The sequence below is a fragment of the Sphingomonas sp. Leaf231 genome, assembly GCF_001421995.1.
Lineage (GTDB): Bacteria > Pseudomonadota > Alphaproteobacteria > Sphingomonadales > Sphingomonadaceae > Sphingomonas.
Window position 1 is genome coordinate 135,952 of sequence record NZ_LMLS01000004.1, and the last position, 23,555, is coordinate 159,506.

The 23,555-nt window shown below is 66.3% G+C and carries 19 protein-coding genes and 1 tRNA gene; 14 read left to right on the top strand and 6 right to left on the bottom strand.

Annotation, left to right across the window (positions count from 1 at the left end):
- Positions 1–67 precede the first annotated feature (67 nt).
- A complete protein-coding gene (lepA, locus tag ASE95_RS13660; RefSeq protein WP_056637260.1) occupies positions 68–1,879 on the bottom strand; it encodes a translation elongation factor 4 in 1,812 nt (603 codons plus the stop codon).
- A gap of 195 nt (positions 1,880–2,074) precedes the next feature.
- Here lepA and ASE95_RS13665 point away from each other — a divergent pair.
- A tRNA-Pro gene (locus tag ASE95_RS13665) sits at positions 2,075–2,151 on the top strand.
- A 76-nt stretch (positions 2,152–2,227) separates the two neighbouring features.
- Complete coding sequence (locus tag ASE95_RS13670; RefSeq protein ID WP_056637265.1) at positions 2,228–3,337, top strand: NADH:flavin oxidoreductase/NADH oxidase; 1,110 nt, start codon at positions 2,228–2,230, stop codon at positions 3,335–3,337.
- 47 nt (positions 3,338–3,384) lie between these two features.
- Here the strand turns inward: ASE95_RS13670 and ASE95_RS13675 are convergent, their stop codons facing one another.
- Positions 3,385–4,395 carry a polyprenyl synthetase family protein gene (locus ASE95_RS13675; RefSeq protein ID WP_056637268.1) on the bottom strand — a complete coding sequence of 337 codons (1,011 nt, stop codon included), beginning with the start codon at positions 4,393–4,395 and terminating at the stop codon, positions 3,385–3,387.
- A gap of 105 nt (positions 4,396–4,500) precedes the next feature.
- On the opposite strand from ASE95_RS13675, the gene ASE95_RS13680 reads away from it, so the two are divergent.
- Positions 4,501–4,782 (top strand): chorismate mutase, encoded by a 282-nt coding sequence (locus tag ASE95_RS13680; protein ID WP_056637271.1) that lies wholly within the window; start codon positions 4,501–4,503, stop codon positions 4,780–4,782.
- A 12-nt stretch (positions 4,783–4,794) separates the two neighbouring features.
- Here ASE95_RS13680 and ASE95_RS13685 read toward each other — a convergent pair whose 3' ends face one another.
- Both ASE95_RS13685 and ASE95_RS13690 read right to left on the bottom strand, forming a co-directional pair.
- Positions 4,795–5,310: a GAF domain-containing protein gene (locus tag ASE95_RS13685; protein ID WP_056637275.1), complete on the bottom strand. Its 516-nt coding sequence runs from the start codon at positions 5,308–5,310 to the stop codon at positions 4,795–4,797.
- A gap of 119 nt (positions 5,311–5,429) precedes the next feature.
- Positions 5,430–6,152: a dienelactone hydrolase family protein gene (locus ASE95_RS13690; RefSeq protein ID WP_056637278.1), complete on the bottom strand. Its 723-nt coding sequence runs from the start codon at positions 6,150–6,152 to the stop codon at positions 5,430–5,432.
- A gap of 120 nt (positions 6,153–6,272) precedes the next feature.
- On the opposite strand from ASE95_RS13690, the gene ASE95_RS13695 reads away from it, so the two are divergent.
- Positions 6,273–6,695, top strand: a complete 423-nt coding sequence (locus ASE95_RS13695; RefSeq protein ID WP_235528329.1) for a GNAT family N-acetyltransferase — start codon at positions 6,273–6,275, stop codon at positions 6,693–6,695.
- Positions 6,695–7,381 carry a 2,3-diphosphoglycerate-dependent phosphoglycerate mutase gene (gene gpmA / locus ASE95_RS13700; RefSeq protein WP_056637281.1) on the top strand — a complete coding sequence of 229 codons (687 nt, stop codon included), beginning with the start codon at positions 6,695–6,697 and terminating at the stop codon, positions 7,379–7,381. The genes ASE95_RS13695 and gpmA overlap by 1 nt, the downstream gene beginning before the upstream one ends.
- Before the next feature lie 52 nt (positions 7,382–7,433).
- Here the strand turns inward: gpmA and glmM are convergent, their stop codons facing one another.
- Positions 7,434–8,771, bottom strand: a complete 1,338-nt coding sequence (gene glmM, locus ASE95_RS13705) for a phosphoglucosamine mutase (RefSeq protein ID WP_056637285.1) — start codon at positions 8,769–8,771, stop codon at positions 7,434–7,436.
- 67 nt (positions 8,772–8,838) lie between these two features.
- On the opposite strand from glmM, the gene ASE95_RS13710 reads away from it, so the two are divergent.
- A complete protein-coding gene (locus tag ASE95_RS13710; RefSeq protein ID WP_056637288.1) occupies positions 8,839–10,068 on the top strand; it encodes a dicarboxylate/amino acid:cation symporter in 1,230 nt (409 codons plus the stop codon).
- On the opposite strand, the gene rarD is transcribed toward ASE95_RS13710, so the two are convergent.
- Positions 10,058–10,927, bottom strand: coding sequence for an EamA family transporter RarD (rarD, locus tag ASE95_RS13715; RefSeq protein WP_056637292.1), 870 nt, complete (start codon positions 10,925–10,927; stop codon positions 10,058–10,060). The genes ASE95_RS13710 and rarD overlap by 11 nt on opposite strands.
- Positions 10,928–11,409: 482 nt before the next feature.
- On the opposite strand from rarD, the gene recF reads away from it, so the two are divergent.
- The 8 genes from recF to ASE95_RS17730 all read left to right on the top strand — a co-directional run bounded on the left by recF (position 11,410) and on the right by ASE95_RS17730 (position 23,378).
- The gene (recF, locus tag ASE95_RS13720) at positions 11,410–12,447 is read left to right on the top strand and encodes a DNA replication/repair protein RecF (protein WP_056637295.1); all 1,038 of its coding nucleotides are present in this window, start codon (positions 11,410–11,412) and stop codon (positions 12,445–12,447) included.
- A gap of 157 nt (positions 12,448–12,604) precedes the next feature.
- Entirely contained in the window at positions 12,605–13,786 is a 1,182-nt protein-coding gene (locus ASE95_RS13725; protein ID WP_162234693.1) for an MFS transporter, read from the top strand.
- A gap of 11 nt (positions 13,787–13,797) precedes the next feature.
- Entirely contained in the window at positions 13,798–15,012 is a 1,215-nt protein-coding gene (locus ASE95_RS13730) for an MFS transporter (protein WP_082450145.1), read from the top strand.
- A 42-nt stretch (positions 15,013–15,054) separates the two neighbouring features.
- Complete coding sequence (gene gyrB, locus ASE95_RS13735; RefSeq protein ID WP_056637306.1) at positions 15,055–17,544, top strand: DNA topoisomerase (ATP-hydrolyzing) subunit B; 2,490 nt, start codon at positions 15,055–15,057, stop codon at positions 17,542–17,544.
- Positions 17,545–18,676: 1,132 nt separating this feature from the next.
- The gene (locus tag ASE95_RS13740; RefSeq protein WP_056637309.1) at positions 18,677–20,758 is read left to right on the top strand and encodes a methyl-accepting chemotaxis protein; all 2,082 of its coding nucleotides are present in this window, start codon (positions 18,677–18,679) and stop codon (positions 20,756–20,758) included.
- Positions 20,759–20,875: 117 nt separating this feature from the next.
- On the top strand, positions 20,876–21,850 hold the full coding sequence (locus ASE95_RS13745) for a hypothetical protein (RefSeq protein ID WP_156348044.1): 975 nt from the start codon (positions 20,876–20,878) through the stop codon (positions 21,848–21,850).
- 56 nt (positions 21,851–21,906) lie between these two features.
- Positions 21,907–22,530 carry a hypothetical protein gene (locus ASE95_RS13750; RefSeq protein ID WP_156348045.1) on the top strand — a complete coding sequence of 208 codons (624 nt, stop codon included), beginning with the start codon at positions 21,907–21,909 and terminating at the stop codon, positions 22,528–22,530.
- A gap of 50 nt (positions 22,531–22,580) precedes the next feature.
- Positions 22,581–23,378: a hypothetical protein gene (locus tag ASE95_RS17730; RefSeq protein ID WP_156348046.1), complete on the top strand. Its 798-nt coding sequence runs from the start codon at positions 22,581–22,583 to the stop codon at positions 23,376–23,378.
- Positions 23,379–23,555 lie beyond the last annotated feature (177 nt).

Genomic DNA, 23,555 nt, shown 5'->3' on the forward strand with positions numbered 1-23,555 from the left:
GACGGTCGCGTCGTCCGCCGAGCAAGCAGATGGCGCGTCCACGCAGGTCGGGCCCCGCGCATTGGCGTCAGTTCTCGTCGCCCATCCGCAGTGCGGCGATGAAAGCTTCCTGCGGAATACTGACCGAGCCATATTCGCGCATCTTGGCCTTGCCCTTCTTCTGCTTGTCCAGCAGCTTGCGCTTACGCGTTGCATCTCCGCCATAGCACTTCGCGGTAACATCCTTGCGCATCGCGGAAATCGTCTCGCGTGCCACGACCTTACCCCCGATCGCCGCCTGGATCGGGATCTTGAACAAGTGACGGGGGATCAATTCCTTCAACCGCTCGCACATGCCGCGCCCGCGTACCTCGGCGGTGCCTCGGTGGACGATCATCGACAGCGCATCGACCGGCTCCTCGTTGACGAGGATGCTCATCTTGACGAGGTCGCCTTCACGATACCCGATCTGATGATAGTCGAAGCTGGCGTAACCCTTCGACAATGATTTCAGGCGGTCGTAGAAGTCGAACACCACTTCGTTGAGCGGCAGCTCATACGTCGCCTGCGCACGTCCGCCGACATAGGTGAGGTTCTTCTGGATGCCGCGGCGGTCCTGACACAGCTTCAGGATCGAGCCGAGATATTCGTCGGGCACGTAGATCACCGCCTCGATCCACGGCTCCGAAATGCTCTCGATCCGGTTGGCGTCGGGCATGTCGGCGGGATTGTGGAGGTCGATACTGCCGCCACCGTGCGTCAGTTCGATCTGGTAGACCACGCTCGGCGCGGTGGTGATGAGGTCGAGGTCGTACTCGCGCGTCAGCCGCTCCTGGATGATCTCGAGGTGGAGCAGCCCCAGGAAGCCGCACCGGAAGCCGAAGCCCAGCGCCGCGCTCGTCTCCATCTCGAAACTGAACGATGCATCGTTCAGGCGCAGCTTAGAAATACTCTCACGAAGCTTCTCGAAGTCATTCGCGTCGACGGGAAACAGGCCGCAGAACACGACCGGCTGTACTTCCTTGAACCCCTGCAGCGGCTGCGCGGTAGGGCGCTTGGTATCGGTCAGCGTGTCGCCGACCCGTGCCTGCGCGACGTCCTTGATCTGGGCGGTGATGAAGCCGATCTCGCCCGGGCCAAGGTCGGTAAGCTGTTCGATCTTCGGGCGAAAGCAGCCGACCCGGTCGACGAGATGGTTGGTGCCGGCCTGCATGAAGGTGACTTGCTGGCCCTTCTTCAACACACCCTCGATCACGCGGATCAGGATGACGACGCCGAGATAGGGGTCGTACCACGAATCGACCAGCATCGCCTTCAACGGCGCGGCCGCATCGCCCTTCGGTGCCGGGATCTTCTTGACGATCGCCTCAAGGATGTCGGCGATGCCGATCCCGGACTTGGCGCTGGCCAGCACCGCCTCCGACGCGTCGATGCCGATCACGTCCTCGATTTCCTTGCGGACCTGTTCCGGTTCCGCAGCGGGCAAGTCAATCTTGTTGATCACCGGCACGATTTCATGATCGTGCTCGATCGATTGATAGACGTTGGCCAGCGTCTGCGCCTCTACGCCCTGGGCGGCGTCCACCACGAGCAACGCCCCCTCGCACGCGGCGAGCGAGCGACTGACTTCATAGGCGAAATCGACGTGGCCGGGGGTGTCCATCAGGTTCAGCGTATAGGTTTCGCCGTCCTGCGCCTTGTAGGACAAGCGCACCGTCTGCGCCTTGATGGTAATACCGCGCTCCTTTTCGATGTCCATATTGTCGAGCACCTGCTCGCTCATCTCGCGGTCGGTCAGGCCGCCGGTCGCCTGGATCAGCCGATCGGCGAGCGTCGACTTGCCGTGGTCGATGTGCGCGATGATCGAGAAGTTACGGATCGTGTGGAGCGGGGTGGTCACAAAGGCGTCCGAAGAAGAAAGGATTGTTACCGGGTGGCGTTAGACCAGCGCCATGGCAAACGCCAGCGGCTCGCATCGCCGTCAGCGGCGTCCATCCACCCGCCGCGACGACGAGTGAATTCCGCCCTTGCACTGGGGAAAACCGCTGATATAAGCCGCGCCCTGCCCCCGGTTCATCCGGTCGGCAACCCTGGTCGGGGAATAGCTCAGCCTGGTAGAGCACTGCCTTCGGGAGGCAGGGGCCGGAGGTTCGAATCCTCTTTCCCCGACCAAACATCCCGCCGCGCCCGGCGGCACCAAACATCCGCTGATGCGTAGGGACGGCTTACCTTCCGGAGCGCCTGCACGATGAGCGGACCAAAGCTTTTCCAATCACTTGATGTCGGCGGCCTGTCGCTGATCAATCGTATCGTCATTGCGCCGATGTGCCAGTATTCGGCGGTCGACGGTCGTATGACCGACTGGCACCTGATCCACCTGGGACAGCTTGCGCTGTCGGGTGCGGGGCTGTTGACGATCGAGGCGACGGCGGTCGAGCCCGAAGGCCGGATCAGCTATGGCGATGTCGGATTGTGGGACGACGAGACCGAGGCGGCGATGGCCCGCGTCGTCGATGCCGTGCGCCAATACTCAGACATGCCTATCGCTATCCAGCTGGCGCATGCCGGCCGCAAGGCGTCGACCGATCTTCCCTGGGAAGGGGGGGCGCAGCTGGCGCCGGAACACGCCAATGGCTGGCAGACGATCGCCCCCTCCCCTGAAGCTTTCGACGAGAAAGAACACGCTCCGGTCGCGCTGGACCGGGGGGACATGAAGCGCGTTCGCGACAATTTCGTCGCCGCGACCCACCGCGCGGCGCGACTTGGCCTGGACGCGGTGCAGATCCATGCGGCGCACGGATACCTGCTCCACCAATTCCTCTCGCCGCTCTCAAACCGTCGCGACGACGAATATGGCGGTTCGCTGGAGAACAGGATGCGGTTCCCGCTTGAGGTGTTCGACGCGGTGCGGGCGGCGTTCCCGGCCGACCGGCCGGTGACGGTACGCGTATCGGGGAGCGACTGGGTAGATGGCGGCTGGGATGCCGAACAGACCATCGCGTTCGCGCAGGCGCTGGAAGCGCGAGGGTGTGCGGCGATCCACGTGTCGAGCGGCGGGCTGGATCCGCGTCAGCAGATTCCGGTAGGCCCAAGCTACCAGGTGCCACTGGCGCGAGCGGTGAAGCAGGCGGTGTCGATGCCGGTCGTCGCGGTCGGGCTGATCACCGACTATGAACAGGCCGAGGCGATCGTCGCGACCGGCGACGCCGACATGATCGCCCTGGCGCGGACGATCCTGTACGATCCGCGCTGGCCATGGCACGCCGCCGCCGCGCTGGGCGCGCGGGTGAAGGCGGCGAACCAGTATCTCCGCTGCCAGCCGCGGCAATACAAAGACCTGTTCAACGTAGAGAAGTAATCCGGCGGCGCGGGTGGGCGTGTCGCCCGCCCGCGATCAAGCACCGGTCAATAAGCGCGGGCGACCGCGAACTCGACCGCCTCGACCATCGCATCCTTGATCGGGCTGTCGGCAAAGATCGCCAGCGATTCGGTTGCGCGTTGACCATAATGGCGCGCGCGCGCCAGCGTGTCGTCCACGGCGCGGGTCCGGCGAACGAGGTCGACCGCCTGTGCGAAATCGTCGTCGGAGGCGCGCCGCCCCTCCACCGCATCGCGCCAGAAGGTGCGATCCTCCGCAGAGCCGCGTGCGTAGGCGAGGATGACCGGCAGCGTCATCTTGCCTTCCCGGAAGTCATCGCCAGCATCCTTGCCCATCGTACCGGCGTCGCTGGTGTAATCGATCGCATCGTCGACAAGCTGGAAGGCGATGCCGAGGTTGCGGCCGTACGAGTCGAGCGCCTGCTCCTCGGCGGCGGGACGTTCCGCCACGACGCCGGCGATCCGGCACGCAGCGGCGAACAGCGCCGCAGTCTTGGCATGGATGATGTCGAGATAGCGTTCCTCGGCCAGGTCGACGCGACGCGCGGCGGTCAACTGGTTCACCTCGCCCTCGGCAATCACCGCCGACGCGTTCGAGAGAATTTCCAGCGCGCGCATGTTGCCGCCGCCGACCATCAGCTCGAACGAGCGCGAGAACAGGAAGTCGCCGACCAGCACGCTTGCGGGATTGCCCCAGATGATGTTGGCGGTCCGCTTGCCCCGGCGCAGGTCCGAGCCGTCGACCACGTCATCGTGCAGCAGGGTGGCGGTGTGGATGAACTCCACCGCCGCCGCCAGCAGGTGATGGCGATCGCCGCCATAGCAGACCAGCTGTGCGCCCGCGAGCGTCAGCATCGGGCGCATCCGCTTGCCCCCGCCCGCGATCAGATGACCGGCAAGCTCGGGAATCAATGGAATTTCGGATCGCATCCGCTCCACGATCACGGCGTTGACGTGATCCATGTCGCGCGCGACCAGCGCGATCATGGGATCGAGCGAGGGCGTGTGGCCGGGAAGTCGGTGCAAGGTAGCGCTCATCTGCTCCCGCCCTTACGGGGTGGCACGCGCGCAACGCAAGCGCGGGCTTGCCCCGCGACGAAGGTATGCGCATGGGAACGACCGCTGTGGCCGGAGGAAGGCGTGATGACCGACGACATTCTGAAGGGCTATCGCAAGAGCATCGACAATATCGATGCCGCTCTGGTCTGCCTGTTGGCGGAGCGGTTCAAGGTGACGCAGGCGGTCGGTGCCCATAAAGCCACGACCGGACTGCCCGCCGCAGACCCCGGTCGCGAGGAAGCGCAGATCGCGCGGTTGCGTCAGCTGAGCGAGGACGCCGAACTTGACCCTGAATTCTCGGAGAAGTTCCTGCGCTTCATCATCGACGAGGTCATCCGCCATCACCGCGCCGCCGCCGCCGGCTGAACCGCAGCCGGATCAGGATTCGCGCAAGGTGGCGAGGCGCGTCATCACCGCATCGGCGAGTTGTTGCAGGCGCATCTGTTCATACGGTCCGAAATCGGCGCGCGGCGCGCGATCGAAGACGCAGAAGGTGCCGAGCGGCATCGTGTCGGCATCGACCAGCGGCGCCCCGGCGTAGAAGCGCACCTGCCCGCCGTCGATCAGCATCGGATTGTCGGCAAACCGCGGGTCGGCGCGTGCATCCTCGACACAGAAGACCGAACGCGGGGTCATGATCGCATGCCCGCACAGCGACATGCGCCGGCTATAGGTGCGCGACGTGACCCCGGCGACGGCGATCAGATACTGCCAGTCGCGCGACAGCACCGACACCGCCGCCATACCGGTGCCGAACGTCAGCCGCGCCTGTTCGACCAGATCGCCGAGCGCCGGATCGTGGCGCGCGTCGAGCGCGCCCGACCCGATCACCGCCCGTTCGCGCGCCGCTTCGTCAACGGGCGTCGGCGCGGGCGCAAAAACGGTAATCCCCAAGATCGTGGCCCCCCAGCTCGATACCGACCCTACGGCGGGATGCTGGAACAATCACCATCATCTCACACCGAATTGACATGTTTTGATACATATCAAGCGAGATAACTGCAACGTTTTGGTTATTTCCCAAGCACTTCTTGTAAGAAAAGATGCGTGGCCACATCGCTGCGCCGATCAGCCGGAGCGTTATAGCCGAACCCCGGAGCCGCATTGGTCAACGAGCGGTCGGTGAAGCCATGCCCCGCGCGGGCATAGGCGTGCACCTGCCAGTCGGCGCCCGCTTCGGTCAGCTCCCGTCCGAGCGCGACGAGCGCATTGGGCGGCCCGAGCGGATCGTCCCAGCCGTGGCAGATCAGCAGCGCGGCGGCGATCGGCGCGACGGATTGGCCGACCGGACGATCGTAGACGCCGTGGAGGCTGACCCCGCCACGGATCGCCATGCCGGCCCGCGCCATGTCAAGAACGCATTTGCCGCCGAAACAAAACCCGATCGCCGCCATCCGTGCCTCATCTACCTCCGCCTGCGTGGCGAAGGCGTCGAGCGTGGCGCGCAGCCGTTCGCGCAGCAGCCCGCGATCGGCGTCGAGTTCGTCCATATACAGGCTGGCGCCCGGCCCGCGCGTCGTGCGTCGGCCCTGCCCGAACAAGTCGCAGGCGAACGCCGCGTAGCCGAGCGCCGCGAGTTCCTCGGCCTTGCGATTGTCGGCTTCCTTCTGGCCGAGGACGTTGGGGATCACCAACACCGCCGGGCGCGCGCCCGCCAGCGCATCGTCCCAGGCGAACACCCCTTCGAAGGCTCCGCCAGGACCATCGTGGACGAGCGGGCGGCGGCGGATGGTCATGACGCTGTTCCTGTTGTGTCGCTGGCCCCGTTCGCTAGAGCGGGGCGCATCACCGGGCAAGCATGGGGGCCGCGATGGAGATCAGGACCGACGATCCCGCCAACCCGGCCATTCGCATCGTTGCTGCACGCCCATGTCGCGGAGCAGCGGGCCGGCACGCCGCCGGGCTTTTCCTTCGCGCTCGACGCCGGCGGGCTTGGCGCGGCCGACGTGGCCTTCTGGACCGCATGGGACGGCGATACGCCGATCGGCATGGGGGCATTGCGCGCGCTGGATGCGACGAGCGGCGAAGTGAAGTCGATGCGCGCCGCAGATGGCTGGCGAGGGCGCGGCGTCGGCCGCGCCGTGCTGGCCGCGATCGTCGCGGAGGCGCGCGCACGCGGCTATACGCGCCTGTTCCTGGAGACCGGCACGACCCCCGCCTATGCTCCGGCGTTGTCGCTTTATACCCGCGCCGGCTTCGTCGCGTGCGACGCGTTCGGCGACTACGCGCTGAGCGCACACAATCAGTTTCTGAGCCTAGACCTTCAAGGGAGACATTGATGCCCACACTCGTCCTGATCCGCCACGGCCAATCCACCTGGAACCTGGAGAACCGCTTCACCGGATGGTGGGACGTCGACGTGACCGAGAAGGGTGCGGCGGAAGCGCGCGCCGCGGGTGAGTTGATGGCGGCCAAAGGGCTGGATTTCGACCAGACCTTCACCTCGCTCCAGACCCGCGCGATCAAGACGCTGAACCTTGCGCTGGAAGCGATGGGACGGCTGTGGCTGCCGGTCGAGAAGGACTGGCGGCTGAACGAGCGGCATTATGGCGGGCTGACCGGGTTGAACAAGGCCGAGACCGCGGCGAAGCACGGCGACGAGCAGGTGCATGTGTGGCGCCGCAGCTTCGACGTGCCGCCGCCGCCGATCGAGGCGGGCAGCGCGTTCGACCTGTCGGGCGACCGGCGCTACGCCGGGATCGACGTGCCGGCGACCGAGAGCCTGAAGGACACGATCGCGCGCGTGCTGCCGTATTGGGAGGGGCGGATCGCCCCGGCGCTAAAGGACGGGCAGCGGGTGCTGATCTCCGCCCACGGCAATTCGCTGCGCGCGCTGGTGAAGCATCTGTCGCAGATCCCCGACGACGAGATCACCGGGCTGGAGATCCCGACCGGGCAGCCGATCGTCTACGAACTTGATGCGTCGCTGAACGCGACCGACCGCTATTATCTGAACGAGCGGTAAGCGTGTTTCGGGAGGCGTCGTCCCGGCGACGGCCGGGCCGACGCCTCCACTGTCATACCGCGGCGCGAACGGCGTCGCAGATGCGGTCGACGACCTGTTCGACGTGCGCGGGATCGTCGCCCTCGGCCATGACGCGGATCACCGGTTCGGTGCCCGACGGGCGGATGACCAGCCGGCCGCGTCCCTTCAGTTCGGCTTCCGCCCCGGCGATCACCGCTTTCACCGCATCGTTGTCTAGCGGCTTGCCACCGGCGAACCGGACGTTCTTGAGCAATTGCGGCAGCGGTTCGAACCGGTGCAACACCTCGCTGGCGGGTGCGCCCGCGCGGCAGACCTCCGCCAGCACCTGCAACGCCGCGACGAGACCGTCGCCGGTGGTGGCGTAATCGCTGAGGATGATGTGGCCCGATTGTTCGCCGCCGACATTGTAGCCGCGCCGTCGCATCGCCTCCAGCACGTGCCGATCGCCGACCGCGGTGCGCACCAGCCCCAGACCCTGCGCCGCGAGATGCCGTTCCAGCCCGAGGTTCGACATGACGGTGGCGACCAGCCCGCCGCCCGCCAGCCGCCCGGCGCGCGCCCAGCCGGCGGCGATCGTCGCCATCAACTGATCGCCGTCGACCACCCGACCCTTTTCGTCGACCACGATCAACCGGTCGGCGTCGCCATCCAGTGCGATGCCGATGTCGGCGCCATTCTCGATCACCGCCGCCGACAGCGCCTCCGGATGGGTAGAGCCGATCCGGTCGTTGATGTTGAGGCCGTTGGGATGGACGCCGATCTGGATCAGGTCGGCACCAAGCTCCCACAAGGCCTCGGGCGCGACCTGATAGGCGGCGCCGTTCGCGCAATCGACGACCACCTTCATGCCGTCCAGCCGCAAGTCGTTGGGGAAGGTCGACTTCGCGAAGTGGATGTAGCGACCGCGCGCATCGTCGATCCGCTTGGCGCGGCCGATCTCCCCGGCGGGGGCAAGCGCGACATCGCCGTCGATCGCGGCCTCGATCGCCAGTTCGTCCTCATCCGACAATTTATAGCCGTCGGGGCCGAACAGCTTGATACCGTTGTCGAAGAACGGATTGTGGCTGGCCGAGATCATCACGCCCATGTCGGCGCGCATCGATTTGGTCAGCATCGCCACCGCCGGGGTAGGCATCGGGCCGACCAGCGTCACGTCCATCCCGACGCTGGTGAAGCCCGCCTGCAGCGCGCTTTCGAGCATATAGCCCGACAGGCGCGTGTCCTTGCCGATCACCACCCGGTGTCGGTGGTCGCCGCGCAGGAAGTGGCGGCCCGCGGCCATGCCGACCTTCATGGCCATTTCCGCGGTCATCGCGCCGGCGTTGGTGAGCCCGCGGATCCCGTCGGTGCCGAAATATTTCCTTGCCATCGTGTCTTCCGTTCGCTTGGCCTGACACGTCCATAGCCACAAGCCGTCGAAGGGCGAAATCCCCCGTATGTCGCAAGCCACCCGCATCCTGTCGTCCTTGCTGATCGGTCTGTCGGCCGGCGTCGCGCTGGCGGCGTTCGCGCCGGGTGCGGTGCCCGGAACCATCGCCGTCGCCGAGCCGGTCGGCACCGCGTGGCTGCACGGATTGCAGATGACGATCGCGCCGCTGGTCGTGTCGCTGCTGGTCACCGGGGTGGCGGCGACGGCGGAGGCGGCGAAGGCCGGGCGGCTGGCCGGGCGCGCGATCACGCTGTACGTCGCCTTCCTGTTCGCCTCCGCGACGATCGCCGCGCTGGTCACCCCGCTGATCCTGGCGATCGTCCCCCTGCCCGCCGCGTCCGCCGCGGCGTTGCGCGGCGCGCTGGTCGGCGCGGGGCCGGTGCCGGCGGTGCCGCCGCTGGGCGAGTTCTTCGCCGGGATCGTGCCGACCAACATCGTTCATGCCGCGGCGAACGATGCGTTCCTGTCGCTCATCATCTTCACGCTGGTGTTCGCATTCGCGATCGCGCGGATCGAGGCGGAGGGGCGCGCCCTGCTGGTGCGGTTCTTCACCGCGCTGCGCGACGCGATGCTGGTGGTGATCGACTGGGTGCTGTGGATCGCGCCGGCCGGGGTCTTCGCGCTGGCGCTGGTGGTCGGCGCGCGCGCGGGCAGCGGCGCCTTCGGTGCGCTGGTGCATTATATTCTCGTGGTCTCCAGCGTGGGAGTGATCGTCACGCTGCTCGCCTATCCCGTTGCGCGGTTCGGCGGGGGCGTGCCGCTGACGCGGTTCGCGCGCGCGGCGCTACCGTCGCAGGCGGTGGCGATCAGCACGCAATCCTCGCTGGCGTCGGTGCCCGCGATGATCGAGGGCGCGCGCGGACTGGACGTGCCGGTGGAGACCGCCGGGGTTACGCTGCCGCTGGCGGTGGCGATCTTCCGCGTGACCGGACCTTCGATGAACCTGGCGGTGGCGATCTATGTCGCGACGTGGTTCGGCGTGGCGCTGTCTCCGGCGACGCTGGCGATCGGCGTGGTGGTGGCCACCCTCACCTCGCTTGGCTCGGTCAGCCTGCCCGGCACGGTCAGCTACGTCAGCGCGATCGCACCGATCGCGGGAACGATCGGCGCGCCGGTCGCCCCGCTGGGCCTGTTGGTGGCGGTGGAGACGATCCCGGACATCATTCGCACCGTCGGCAACGTGACGATGGATCTGGCGACCACCGCGTGGCTGGGCCGTCGCGAACCTAGGGATTGACGCGCGGCTGCCGGCTGCCGATCGCGTAGAGCACGCAGCCGGTCCAGATCAGCGCGAAAGTGACGATATGCACCGGGCGCAGCGGTTCGCGGAACAGCAGCACCGCCTGAAGGAATTGCAGCGTCGGGCCGATATATTGCAGCAGCCCCATGGTCGAGTAGCGCAGCCGGCGCGCGGCGGCTGCGAACATCAGCAGCGGCACGGCGGTGACCGCACCGGCGAGAACCAGCAATACATCGGTCTGCATGCCACGCCCGAACACCGGTTCCGACCCGAGCAGCAGCACCGCGAGCGCAGGCGCGGCCAGCAGCGCGGTTTCGACCGTCAGCCCGCCCAGCGCGTCGATCGCCGCGACCTTGCGGATCAGGCCATAGAGGCCGAAGCTGAAGGCGAGCGAGAGCGGTATCCACAACGCGCCGCCGCCCGCGACGGCCATGACCGCGACGCCCACCGCGGCGACCGCGACCGCCGCCTTCTGCACCCGGCCGATCCGTTCGCCGAGCACGATGGTGCCGAGCGCGACGTTGACCAGCGGGTTGATGAAATAGCCGAGGCTCGCCTCCAGCACGTGACCGTTTTGGATCGACCAGATATAGACCAGCCAGTTGACCGCGATCAGCGCCGCCGACGCACACAACAGCAACAAGGTACGCCCGCGCGCCGCCGCGACAATCGCGCGCCCACGCCGGATGACGACCACGATGGCGCCGAGCAGCACGAGCGACCACAGCACGCGATGCGCCAGCACCTGCAACGCGGGCACGTCGTGGAGCAGGCGCAGGTAGAGCGGCAGCAAGCCCCACAGCACATAGGCGCTTATGCCAAGGATCAGGCCGGTGCGGTTCGCAGGGATGGTCATGCGTGCGCTGTCGCGGGTGGCGGCATGCGTTGCAAGGGGCGACGGCACGGTTGGCGTCCGGGAGGAAGCGGCTCGGGCGGGAGCGGGGATACGACACCGGACGCACGTTCCCGGATGGTGAATGCCGGCAATACGCCGCCGTCCTGTGGGAAGCATTGGTTTACCTCGCTATTCCCGCGCGGCGGGGCGACAGTGGCCGATGCGGTGGGTGCAGGCGCTACGTGGCCGTCTCGAACGAGACGCTGAATCGCTTCGCTGCGCTCGCAATGACGCCGGGTGTCGCCGGGGGATCGTCGGTCGGCAACGGGCGGCATCATGCCGTCGGGCCGCGCGTGGTCCAGGGTGAGCCGACGGGTGATTGCGCCGGATCATTCCAACGTCGAAACAGACGCGCGATCCACGCCGGCAGGCGTAGGGGCGCGCCGGCGTGGCGAGGAAACGGTCGCCACGTCCGCGCTTTGCCCCTACCAGCGTGGCGCGCCATGCTGTCCCGCCTCGTCCTCACCGATGTCCGAAACCATGCCGCGCTGACGATCGCGCCGGGCGCGGGGTTCGTGGTGCTGACCGGCGCGAACGGCGCGGGCAAGACCAACGTGCTGGAAGCGGTGTCGCTGCTCGCCCCGGGACGCGGGCTACGGCGTGCGGCGCTGGCGGAGGTGGCGCGCGGCGACGGGCCGGGCGGATTCGGGGTCGCCGCGACAATGGGTGACGACGTGACACTGGCCACCGGCGCGCTGGCGACCGCACCCGAGCGGCGGGTGGTGCGGATCAACGGTGCGCCCGCCCCTTCGACCGCGCTGGCCGAGCGGCTCGCGGTGCTGTGGCTGACCCCGGCGATGGACCGGCTGTTCACCGAGGCGGCGGGCGGCCGTCGGCGGTTTCTGGACCGGTTGACGCTGGCGCTGGAGCCGGGACATGCCCGCGATGGGGCGCGATACGAAGCGGCAATGCGTGATCGCAACCGCCTGCTGGCGCAACCCGCGCCGGATGCGGACTGGTTGGCGGCGTTGGAGGCGCAGATGGCGCAGCACGGCGCGGCGCTGGACGCGGCGCGGCGGCGCACGGTGGCCGCGCTCGACGAATCGCTGGCGGCGCAACCGGCGGGCGATATCGCGCGCGCGCGCATCGCGCTGGAGGGATGGAGCGGCGACGGCGCGGAACTGGCGCTGGCGTTGCGACACGGCCGGACGCGCGATGCCGCCGCCGGCCGCACGCTGGCGGGGCCGCACCGTGCCGACCTGATCGTGACGCATGTCGACAAGGCGCGCCCGGCCGCGACCGCCTCGACCGGCGAGCAGAAGGCGTTGCTGCTGGCGATCGTGCTGGCGCATGCCGAACTGGTCGCGGCGGTCGTCGGGCGTGCGCCGGTGCTGCTGCTGGACGAAGTGGCCGCCCACCTCGATCCGGTGCGGCGCACCGCGCTGTTCGCGCGGCTGGCGCCTTTGGGTCAGGTGTGGATGACCGGAACCGAGCGGGCATTGTTCTCGGCGATCGCGGACGCGACATGGATCGGCTTGTAGCGATATCGTTTCGCATACGACTTTTTGCGGCGTACCGCGTTGTGACGCCGTCCGCACCCTGCAACGAGGACTTCGTCTGACCGATCACGCGCCCCGCCCCGCCCCCAGTCATGCCGCTGCCGAATGGCGCAGCGGCTGGCCCGTGGTGGTGGCGGCGATGCTGGGCGCCGGGCTTGGACCGGGATTGTACCAGAACCTGTCGAGCCTGTTCACTCCCGGGCTGGAGGCGACATTCGGCTGGTCGCGTGGCGATATCGCGACCGCCGCCGGACTGGCGCTGGCGGCGGCCGCGGTCGCCCCGCTGATCGGGCGCACCGCCGACCGGATCGGCGTGCGTCCGGTGATCGTCGCGTCGATGCTGCTGCTGGGCGTCGCCTATTTGTGGCTGGCCGCGATGGGGATGCGCGGCGGGGCGGCGATCTGGCGATATCAGGTGGGGGTGGCATTGCTGGTGCTTGCGCTGCCCGGCACCAGCAGCCTTGCCTATGGCAAGTTGATCGCGGCACATTTCGTGCGCGGTCGCGGGCTGGCGCTGGCGCTGGGCACGTCCGGGCTGGCAGTGGTGACGATCGTCGCCGCGCCGCTGCTGGGGGCGTTGATCGCGCAACGCGGCTGGCGCGCCGGGTTCATCGCGCTGGGCGGCGGGGCGGTGCTGCTGGCGTTGCCGCTGATCGTGCTGACCCTGCGCGCCGCGCCTGCGCTGCCGGCGGACATCGCGGCGCGCGGGGCGTTGCCGGGGGTAAGCGCGGCGTCGGCACGGCGCGACCGGCGGTTCTGGATCATGGTGGCGTCGGCATGGCTGATCAACGCCGCGACCACCGGCCTTGTCACGCAGTTGGTGCCGATCGGGCTGGAACTGGGATTGGCCGCCCCACAGGCGGCGTTGCTGTTGACCAGTTTCGCCGGCAGCGCGATCGCCGGACGGCTGATGGTCGGGTGGCTGGTCGACCGGATGCGCCCGCAGCCCGTCGCGGCGGCGTTCGCGATCGTATCCGCCGCGGCGTTCGTCGCGCTGGCGTTCGCGCCGGCGGGGTTGGCCACGTTGCTGGTGCTGGTGTTCCTGGCCGGGCTGATGAACGGGGCGGAGAACGACCTGCTGCCGTTCTTCGCCGCACGGCTGTTCGGGTTGCGCGCCTATGCCGAAATCTATGGCACCGCGATACCGATCGCGTTGTCCGGGACGGCGGTGGGGATCATCGGGTTCGGGCGGCTGCACGACATGACGGGCGCATATAGCGCCGCGCTGACCCTGGGGTGCGTCGCGCTGCTGCTGGCCGCTACATGCTTTCTGGTCCTGCCCGATCGCGCGCAGGATGACGCCGGGCACGACGCACGCTAGCGCGGCCCGCGATGCACGCGCCCGCGCCCCTTGCGAATCGACACGAATGGCGGCGGGGCTGGCCGGTGGTGCTGGCGGCGGTGATCGGCAGCGGTGCCGGCCCGGCATTGTTCCAGAACATGTCGAGCCTGTTCGTCCCCGGGTTGACCGGCGAGTTCGGCTGGACCCGCGGCGAGATCGCGATGGCCAGCGGGCTGGGCTTCGCCGGCAGCCTGGCGGTGCCGTTGCTGGGGCGCGGCGTCGACCGCATCGGTGTGCGGCCGACGATCGCCGGGTGCATGACCCTGCTGGGCCTGGCCTATCTGGGCATGGCCGCGATGGGCGGGGTGCTGTGGCATTACCACCTGTTGGTGCTGTGCCTTGCGATGACCGTGCCGGGCACCAGCGCCCTGGTATACGGCAAGTTGATCGCGGCGCGTTTCATCGCACATCGCGGGCTGGCGCTGGGTATCGCCACGTCGGGGCTGCCGGCGGCCACGCTGCTGCTGCCGATGGTGCTGGACGTGGTGATCGCGCAACATGGGTGGCGCGGCGGGTTCGTGGCGCTGGCGATCTATTCGACGCTGATCGCGATGCCGGTGGCGCTGTTCGCGATCCGCGGTGCGGCGACGCAGCCGCGCTTGCCGGACGGCGGCATGTCGGCGGGGGTGTCCGCAGCGGCGGCGCGGCGCGACGCACGCTTCTGGCGGCTGGGCTTCACCGGGTTCTTCGTCAATCTGGGCACGATCGGCTTCGTGACTCAGATGGTGCCGTTTGGGATCGCGCGCGGGCTGACGGCGCGGGATGCCGCCTTGTTGCTGACCGCATTCGGGGCGTCGCAGATCGCCGCGCGCGTCGTGTTCGGCGCGCTGATCGATCGCGCCACGCCGCAGCGGATCGCCGCGACGGTGGCGTTCGTCTCGGCGGGCGGATTCGCGCTGCTCCAGTCACCGGACCTGGGGCTGGCCGGGCTGGCGGCGGGCGTGTTCCTGGCGGGGCTGATGAACGGGGCGGAGAACGACCTGTTTCCGTTCTTCGCCGCGCGGCTGTTCGGGCTGCGTGCCTATGGCGAGATCTACGGCACGTTGATCGTGATCGCGCTGGCGGGGAGCGGCGCGGGGATCGTCGGGTTCGGCGCGCTGCACGACGCCACGGGCGGCGACGGCGCGGCACTGGCGGTCGCGGCGGCGGCGCTGGCGGCGGCGGGCCTGCTCTACACGGGGTTGCGGGATACGCGCGCGGGCTAGGTTTCGCTTCCGTTACGCGGTCGCGCTGCCTATATATCGCGCATGGCAGAACAGCAGAATACCAGCGAATACGGCGCCTCCTCGATCAAGGTGCTGAAGGGGCTGGACGCGGTCCGCAAGCGTCCGGGCATGTACATCGGCGATACCGACGACGGGTCGGGCCTCCACCACATGGTGTTCGAGGTGAGCGACAATGCGATCGACGAGGCGTTGGCCGGCCATTGCGACCGGATCGATATCGTGCTGAACGCCGACGGATCGGTGAGCGTGACCGATAACGGCCGCGGCATTCCGACCGGCATCCACCCGGAAGAGGGCGTGTCAGCGGCCGAGGTCATCATGACCCAGCTGCACGCCGGCGGCAAGTTCGAGAACACCAGCGACGACAACGCCTACAAGGTGTCCGGCGGCCTGCACGGCGTTGGTGTGTCGGTGGTCAACGCCCTGTCCGAGTTCCTGGATCTGACGATCTGGCGCGATGGCGAGGAGCATTACATGCGCTTCGCGCACGGCGACGCGGTGGCCCCGCTGAAGGTGGTCGGCAAGGTGGAGGGCAAGAAGGGAACGCGCGTGACGTTCCTCCCCTCCCCCGCCACGTTCAAGATCGTCGAATTCGACTTCGAGAAGCTGGAGCATCGTTACCGCGAGCTGGCGTTCCTGAATTCCGGCGTCCGCCTGTTCCTGACCGATGCACGGCATGAGGAGCCGAAGTCGATCGAGCTGTTCTACGAAGGCGGGATCGCCGCGTTCGTGAAGTGGCTGGACCGCAACAAGCAGCCATTGTTCCCGGACCCGATCTCGGTGGCGGGCACGCGCGACCATGTGACGATCGAAGTCGCGCTGGAGTGGAACGATTCCTATTACGAGAACGTGCTGGCGTTCACCAACAACATCCCGCAGCGCGACGGCGGTACCCATATCGCGGCGTTCCGCGCCGCGCTGACCCGCACGCTCAACAATTACGCCGAGAAATCGGGGTTGTTGAAGAAGGAGAAGGTCAGCCTGACCGGCGACGACATGCGCGAAGGGTTGACCGCGATCGTATCGGTCAAGCTGCCCGATCCGAAATTCTCCTCGCAGACCAAGGACAAACTGGTCTCGTCCGAGGTGCGCCAGCCGCTGGAAAGCCTGATGGCCGACAAGATGGCCGAATGGCTGGAGGAGAATCCGCAGCACGCCAAGTCGATCGTCGGCAAGATCATCGACGCCGCCGCCGCGCGCGAGGCCGCGAAGAAGGCGCGTGAATTGACCCGGCGCAAGGGCGTGATGGACATCGCCAGCCTGCCCGGCAAGCTGGCCGATTGCCAGGAACGCGATCCCGCCAAGTGCGAGTTGTTCCTGGTGGAGGGCGATTCTGCCGGCGGCTCGGCCAAGCAGGGCCGCGACCGGCATTTCCAGGCGATCCTGCCGCTGCGTGGCAAGATCCTGAACGTCGAGCGGGCGCGGTTCGACCGGATGATTTCCAGCCGCGAGATCGGCACGCTGATCCAGGCGATGGGCACCGGCATTCTCGACGAGTTCAATCTCGACAAGCTTCGCTACCACAAGATCGTCATCATGACCGACGCCGACGTCGACGGCGCGCATATCCGCACGCTGTTACTGACGTTCTTCTATCGCCACATGAAGGACATCATCGACGCCGGACACCTCTATATCGCCCAGCCGCCGCTCTACAAGGCGACCAAGGGGCGGTCGGAAGTGTATCTGAAGGACGATCACGCGCTGGACCAGTATCTGGTCGACGGCGGGCTGACCGCGATGGCGCTGGAGCGTGGCGGCGAGATGCTGACCGGCGCGCACCTGCGCCCGCTGGTGGAACATGCGCGGCGTATGCGGACGCTGATGCGCTACGTGCCGCGGCGTTACGACCCGGTCATCATCGAGGCGCTGGCGCTGGGTGGCGCGCTGGACCCCGACGCAACGCACGAGGCGCGTGACACGGCGGTGCGTGAGGTGGTGCGCCGGCTGGACCAGGGCGATTCGGAGGCGGCGTGGAGCGCGCGCCTGACCGAGGACGGCAGCATCCATTTCGAGCGGCTGTGGCGCGGGGTGACCGATCACCACATCGTCGAGGCGGCGTTCGTGGCGTCGGCCGAAGCACGCAAGCTGCATACGCTGGCAAGCGAGCAGGCCGAGACATTCGCACACGCGGCCAAGCTGGTGCCGGTGAAGGGTGCCGCGGTCGATGCGCCGGCCGACGCGATCCCCACCGACGAAGAGGGTGAGGATACGGTCACCGTCGGGCGTGGCGAGTCTTTGGTGGCGCGCCCGTCACAGCTGCTCGACGCGATCCTGGCCGCCGGGCGCAAGGGGCTCGCGATCCAGCGCTACAAGGGGCTGGGCGAGATGAATGCCGAGCAATTGTGGGAGACGACGCTGGACCCGTCGAACCGCACGATGTTGAAGGTCGCGATCGAACAGGCCGATGTGGCGGACGAAATCTTTACGCGCCTGATGGGCGACGTGGTGGAGCCGCGCCGCGAGTTCATCCAGGAGAATGCGCTGAACGTCGCCAACCTCGACGTCTGAGATCCACTCGGGTTGGGTCGACCGCTGGAAAAGTGGAAATGGAACGACTGGAAGTGCAGCTTCCCGCCTGTGCGCCGGTGATCCCCGGGCCATGAACAGGTTGGCGAGCGCTGTCAGCACGTCGTCCTGCTTGAGCTGGGGCGCTACGACGAGCGCCAGGCGTTCCCGGCTGATCGTATAGGTCGGCACGCGGTTCGCCCGGCGCGAACCTGACTGTGCCGATCTTCGACGGTGGTCGGCGGCAGGCGCAGGTGGAGGCGGTAATCGACGACGCAGGTTCGAGATGAAAAGAGTCACGCCGCCACGCCGCATTACAGCTGACCTATTCAAAAAGCTTGCCGCGATCGGGTGAGGCAAGGGTGGATAGTGCGGGGGCGGCGCGTGGCGAGGCCCTGCGCAATGCGGCCAGCGCCAGATCGCGGTGCAGGCGGTCGCCGCGGCCCAACCGATCACGCGGTGGGGAAAAATGTCGATGACCACTGCCAGACAGGCCCATCCCTCCGGTATTCAGACCTACGAGATGTCCACGCCCACTTCTGGTCGGGCGCTGTCGCAGTGAAATTCTGATTGATGATGTTCGGGGCGAGCGGCCAGCCATGCTCGCTGTCGGTGGTGCGTTTGAACCTCCGCTTCTGCCGACCACGCGGGCCGTTCTCGCGCATCAGTCGCGCCGTGCGCCGACGTCCGATGACGAAGCCATCATCCTGCTACTCGCGCGTCATGCATGGACTGTCGTAGACGCCGTTCGATAGCGCGAACGCGGAACGGATATGCGCCAGTATAAAGCACCGCGGCCATGCCTGCCTGCGGCTGATCCAGCGCACCAGCGTCGACAGCGCGAGGCCCACGTCATCCGCTATCTCGCGCTGCATACGCCGCTGGTCGCCACCGTCCGTACCGCTTCGTCCTGAAACTCCTCGCGAACCGTCGCTGCTTCGTCGTCGAGTTCGCCTTTCACCTCAATGGAACTCTCCACTTTCCCGAAGCAAGTCCGCAACTGCATTATACCGTGCCGAACGCGCACCGTCGCAGATAATCCATCTTATAATACAGCTGCGATCACCAGCCAAATTCATACTTCAAGTTAACGATGCCCTTAATTGATTCTTCTGCCAGAGGTGGTGAACTAGCTATGAAATTGCGTTCCCTGTCGACGATCATGAGCACGCGAGGCGCGCTGACGGTCGCGGGCATCGTCGGCCTCGGCTCGGCAATTACGGGCATGGTCATGGAGCAAGCGGCCAAAGCGCGCGGCATCGAAACGGCGCAGATTGTCGCCGATCAGATCACCGCCGAACTGCGCACCCATTTCGAACGTCCGATAGGAGCTAGCGAAGCGCTGAAGGCCGCCATTGTCGCAGCACGCGAACGCGGAAGCGATGATCGCGCGGCGTACAATGCGACGCTGCGCGCGACGCTGGCCAATGCGCCCGAGCTGCTCAGCGCATGGACGGCGTGGGAACCCAACGCCTTTGACGGCAATGACGCGGCCTTTGCCGGCACGTCCGGTCACGACGCATCGGGGCGTTTCGTGCCCACCTGGGGTCGGTCCGGCGAGCAGCTGGTGCTGGAGCCGCTGCACGATTACGATAAGCCGGCAGTCAATGAGTGGTATCAGAAGCCGATCCGCACCGGCCGGCCGCTGTTGGTCGAACCCGGTTTCTACACGGTCGACGGCCAGATGCGGACGATCACCTCGATCGTCCAACCGATCCATGAGGGCGGGCGAAATGCCGGCGTTGTCGGGGTCGACCTGGGGCTCGACGACCTGTCGCACACGATCGACGCGATGAAGTTGCCGTTCGATGCCCGGATAGAGGTGCTTTCGAACGAGGGCCTGTATGTCTACGCCCGGAACCGCGCACTGCTCGGCAAGCAGGGCCGGCGATCGCCAGAGGCGGCATCGATCGTGAATGATCCGGAAATCGGCAACGTCGTGCAGGTCGTACGGCCGATCCGCTTCCAGGGCTTCGATGCAAAGTGGGTTGTGCGGGTCAAGCTGCCGATGTCGGCCGTACTCGCCGATGCGCGCATGGCGGAATTGACGCTCCTGATCTCCGCGCTGGTGATGATTGTGGCGCTGGCCGTCGTACTGCGCCTCACCGCGATCCGCGTCGTCGGTCGGCCGCTGGCCAGTGTGACGGCAGAGATGGGCCAACTGGCGACGGGCGATCTCTCCGCACCGGATCACCCCCCGGCGCAAGCGATCGAGATCGCGCTGATGCGCGAGTCCGTAGACGTGTTTCGCCACGATGCGCGCGCCAAGCGGGAGGCCGATCGCGAGCAACAGATCGTGGTCACCAACCTTGCCGAAAACCTGCAACGCCTGGCGCAGGCCGATCTGTCCCGTCGCATCACCGTGCCGTTCAGCGCTGACTATGATCAGATCAAGATCGACTACAACGCCGCGATCGACCAGCTGTCACAGTCGATAACGGCGGTGTCTCGCAGCGCAGCGGACGTCAGCACCGGTTCCGGCGAGATCAGCGCCGCCTCCGACGATATGGCGCGAAGGACGGAGCAACAGGCCGCGGCGCTGGAGCAAACGGCCGCGGCAATGGACGAAATCACCACGACCGTCCGCCGCACCGCCGAGGACGCCGGCCAGGCCAACACTGCCGTTCGTGTCGCGCGGAACGAGGCCGAGCAATCTGGCGAGGTGGTTCGGCGTGCCGTTTCGGCGATGGCCGCCATCGAGCGATCCGCCGCCGAAATCGCCGACATCATCACGGTGATCGACAGCATCGCCTTTCAAACCAACCTGCTGGCACTGAATGCCGGCGTCGAGGCGGCGCGGGCGGGAGACTCTGGTCGTGGCTTCGCGGTCGTCGCATCCGAAGTGCGCGCGCTGGCTCAGCGGTCGGCGGATGCGGCCAAGGACGTGAAGGAACGCATTCTCACCTCAAACGCGCAGGTGGATGCCGGGGTCGCGCTGGTGACGGAAACGGGCAAGTCACTCGATCGGATTATCCAGCAGATCGGCACGCTCGACACGCTGGTCGGCACGATCGCGGACGCCGCCCGCCAGCAAGCCGGCGGCCTGCACCAGGTGAATGTCGCCGTTGGCGAAATGGATGCAGTGACGCAGCGCAACGCTGCCATGGTGGAGCAGACGAACGCCAGCGCGCGCGGCCTGGCGGAAGAAGCGGACACACTGGCTCGCGAGGTCGGCCGCTTTCGCCTCGACTCAGCCCCTCGTCTTGCAGCCGTCTGACCCGTTCAGACACGGTGCCTTTCCTTGAGATGGCACTTGGTCGTCGATCGACCGGAATCGCCACATCATCCGGGCCAGCGGGGGCATCCCCAGGGCCTGGGTCCGAAAGAACCGTAGATGCACCTTCGTAATCCGTCCCGCTCAGCCGGTTCGTGGCACTACCTGTTGCGCATCGCACGACCGATCGAACTATCGGCGGTGAGTTTGCTCGCCACCGGCACCATCGCGGCGGCGCAGACCACCAGCCTGCAGGCCCGCCCGCCGGAGGACGCTCGGCCTGGTCCCAACCTGTTGCCCGACCTGCCTGATACCGAGATGACGCAGGCACCGATATCATGGGAGGCAGGACTTGCGGTGGTGCCGCATTACATCGCGCGCGGCCTGATCTACTCGGCGGCGACCAGCGCGCAGCCGTATGGGTCGGTCACGGTCGCCATGCGGGAGCTTTCGACCGGGGACATCGCCGACCCGCATCTGACTCTTGGTGGCTGGGCCAGCATGCAGGCGGCCGAGCCGGGCATGGACCAGCGCAATAGCGGATCGATGAAGGGCTGGTACGAGCAGGATCTCTACGCCAGCATTGGCGCGACCATATTACGGGATTGGTCGATCGCCGCCAATTATTATTCCTACCTGTCGCCAGCGCGGAGCTTCGACGGCTATTCCGAGGCGCAGATCGCGGTGCGCTTCGACGATCGTCGATTCTGGGCGAACGTGAAGCTTCGCGAATTCACATTGTCGCCCTCCCTGCTCGTGGCGCGCGAAGTGGGTCGGCCCGCGCGGCCCGATGCCACCTATATCGAACCTGCGATCGCCCCCTCGTTCACGCTCGGCGGCGAGGATCGCACCCTGCGCCTCGCCTTTCCGATCGCGTTGGGGCTTTCGGACAATTTCTTCGACGGGACGGATGGCGGAAAACACACGTTCGGCTTCGCGCGCGCGGGCATTCTTTTGTCCGGCGTGCCGTTCCCGCAACAGCTCGATTGGCTGACGCTGGACGCCGGCGTTGATCAATGGATGCCGAATCGCGCCGTCGATCACGGGTTGCGTGACAAGGAAACCGTGTTCCACATCGGTTTAAGGGCCCACTGACGGTAACCTTGTGCCCCGTCCGTCGCGACCAGACCGGGCCAGCGACGGCCGCGATCATGACGCGCGGGTTGCTCGTCACGGGGATGCTCGCCATCCTGCTATGCGCGGGCTGGCTCCTCTGGCGCGGGCACCGTGATCCGCCTGCCGGCGATGACGGACACATTCGGATCGTGCCGGCGGGTGGTAAGGCGGCCGTGGCGCATCCTTCACCGTTGTCGAAACCGGCCAGGGTCCCGCCGGGCGGCGAGCCGGAAACGGCGCTGCCCGATCTGAAGCCGCTTTCCGTCAACGAGCGCGCGGCAATGCTCGACGGGCGCAGCCGGGAGCCTGTCTGGGCCGGCCGCACGGAAAGCGAACTGACACGACAGCTTGCAGGAGCGATGCGCGGACTGGCCATACAATCCGCCCGCTGCGCCGACCGGCTCTGCGCCGTCGAAAGCCAGCTACAGTCATTCGGCGATCATCAGGCGGAGGTCGCCCAGCTCGTCTTGCCCGACGAAATCGTCATTTCGCGACTGGTAACGGCGCTGGAAAACGGCGTCGCCGTCGGACTTCCCGTCAAAGAGGGCGCGGCGCCCATCTTTGACCGGGAATGGTGCCCAGAAGAGGATTTTACGAATGGCACCAAAAATGGCGGATTTCTGCGGCTTTCTAAAAGAGCATCGGGACGGTTGTATTAGGCCTTTGTACTAGCTGAGGCAAGGGCTGACGCGTCTGGCGCAAGGCATGGATGATATGTAGCTTCGCAGAACCGGAACGTGAGGGCTGGACGTTGATAAGGCGCGAAATCGACTGGAACGATCCTGACGTAGAGCACGCGAGAGAAATCCTTCTAGGCACTCTCTTAGAGAGCTTCAGAGAAAACAGGGCGGCAACCGACTTAGAAGCGGATATAATCAACGAAGCCGAAGGCCTCTCAGACTATATCCTCTCACAGGACAGTCGGACGTTCTGCATTCTCGCCGTGTCTTTCATGGAGGATGCGCTCAAAAGACGCTTTGCAGAAAAGTGGTCAATAACCAGCTCGGCAGATACTGACCTGTACTTTGGCAGCAACGGACCATTATCAACCTTCGCGCAGCGGCTCACAGTTGCAAAAGGCATAGAATGGCTGACTGACGTAGATTTAAAGCAGGCCTCTATTCTACGTAAGATTCGGAACCATTTTGCGCACAACCATCGCAATCATGATATTGACCGCGATCCTTTGGTAGGCCTCGCAGAGTCCCTGAATCCGCTCGACAAAATGCTTTATAACGATCGGATGGACATTTACAAAGAAGCTTATGATGCAGCCTCTAAGGCGACCGTCCTGAGAATAAGAATATATTGCACTTCATTGGCAATTGTTAGCTCTATGCTGAACAGGTCGAAGTTAATTGCTGCCAACTTGCCAGCGGGAATGACTGACGGCACCGGCTTTTCCTCGCTCACAGAGGTTCAGCAAAGATTTATTGATCTAACTATAAGGCACTCATTTAGGAGCCTTGGCATTACTCGAACCAGCAGCCGCACTCAAGTGAGCTAACGTTAACGAAGTGCCTACGACCTATTTTCACTAAAGATACGCGAGAGGGCAATCAGACAATTCTGAGCGCCCTATCTCCCCCATACCCTCCCCCGCGTTGGCTCACCGTGAACACCTACCAGAGGTGAAAAACGTGTCTTGCAATGGCGACCGCTACGCCGATCACGGCAAGGCACC

Excerpts from the sequence above, each read along its gene's own strand:
- ASE95_RS13670 (WP_056637265.1), top strand. The coding sequence starts at position 2,228 with ATGAGCGGACCAAAGCTTTTCCAATCACTTGATGTCGGCGGCCTGTCG.
- ASE95_RS13675 (WP_056637268.1), bottom strand. The coding sequence starts at position 4,395 with ATGAGCGCTACCTTGCACCGACTTCCCGGCCACACGCCCTCGCTCGAT.
- ASE95_RS13680 (WP_056637271.1), top strand. The coding sequence starts at position 4,501 with ATGACCGACGACATTCTGAAGGGCTATCGCAAGAGCATCGACAATATC.
- ASE95_RS13690 (WP_056637278.1), bottom strand. The coding sequence starts at position 6,152 with ATGACCATCCGCCGCCGCCCGCTCGTCCACGATGGTCCTGGCGGAGCC.
- gpmA (WP_056637281.1), top strand. The coding sequence starts at position 6,695 with ATGCCCACACTCGTCCTGATCCGCCACGGCCAATCCACCTGGAACCTG.
- glmM (WP_056637285.1), bottom strand. The coding sequence starts at position 8,771 with ATGGCAAGGAAATATTTCGGCACCGACGGGATCCGCGGGCTCACCAAC.
- ASE95_RS13710 (WP_056637288.1), top strand. The coding sequence starts at position 8,839 with ATGTCGCAAGCCACCCGCATCCTGTCGTCCTTGCTGATCGGTCTGTCG.
- rarD (WP_056637292.1), bottom strand. The coding sequence starts at position 10,927 with ATGACCATCCCTGCGAACCGCACCGGCCTGATCCTTGGCATAAGCGCC.
- recF (WP_056637295.1), top strand. The coding sequence starts at position 11,410 with ATGCTGTCCCGCCTCGTCCTCACCGATGTCCGAAACCATGCCGCGCTG.
- ASE95_RS13725 (WP_162234693.1), top strand. The coding sequence starts at position 12,605 with ATGCTGGGCGCCGGGCTTGGACCGGGATTGTACCAGAACCTGTCGAGC.
- ASE95_RS13730 (WP_082450145.1), top strand. The coding sequence starts at position 13,798 with ATGCACGCGCCCGCGCCCCTTGCGAATCGACACGAATGGCGGCGGGGC.
- gyrB (WP_056637306.1), top strand. The coding sequence starts at position 15,055 with ATGGCAGAACAGCAGAATACCAGCGAATACGGCGCCTCCTCGATCAAG.
- ASE95_RS13740 (WP_056637309.1), top strand. The coding sequence starts at position 18,677 with ATGAAATTGCGTTCCCTGTCGACGATCATGAGCACGCGAGGCGCGCTG.
- ASE95_RS13745 (WP_156348044.1), top strand. The coding sequence starts at position 20,876 with ATGCACCTTCGTAATCCGTCCCGCTCAGCCGGTTCGTGGCACTACCTG.
- ASE95_RS13750 (WP_156348045.1), top strand. The coding sequence starts at position 21,907 with ATGACGCGCGGGTTGCTCGTCACGGGGATGCTCGCCATCCTGCTATGC.
- ASE95_RS17730 (WP_156348046.1), top strand. The coding sequence starts at position 22,581 with ATGATATGTAGCTTCGCAGAACCGGAACGTGAGGGCTGGACGTTGATA.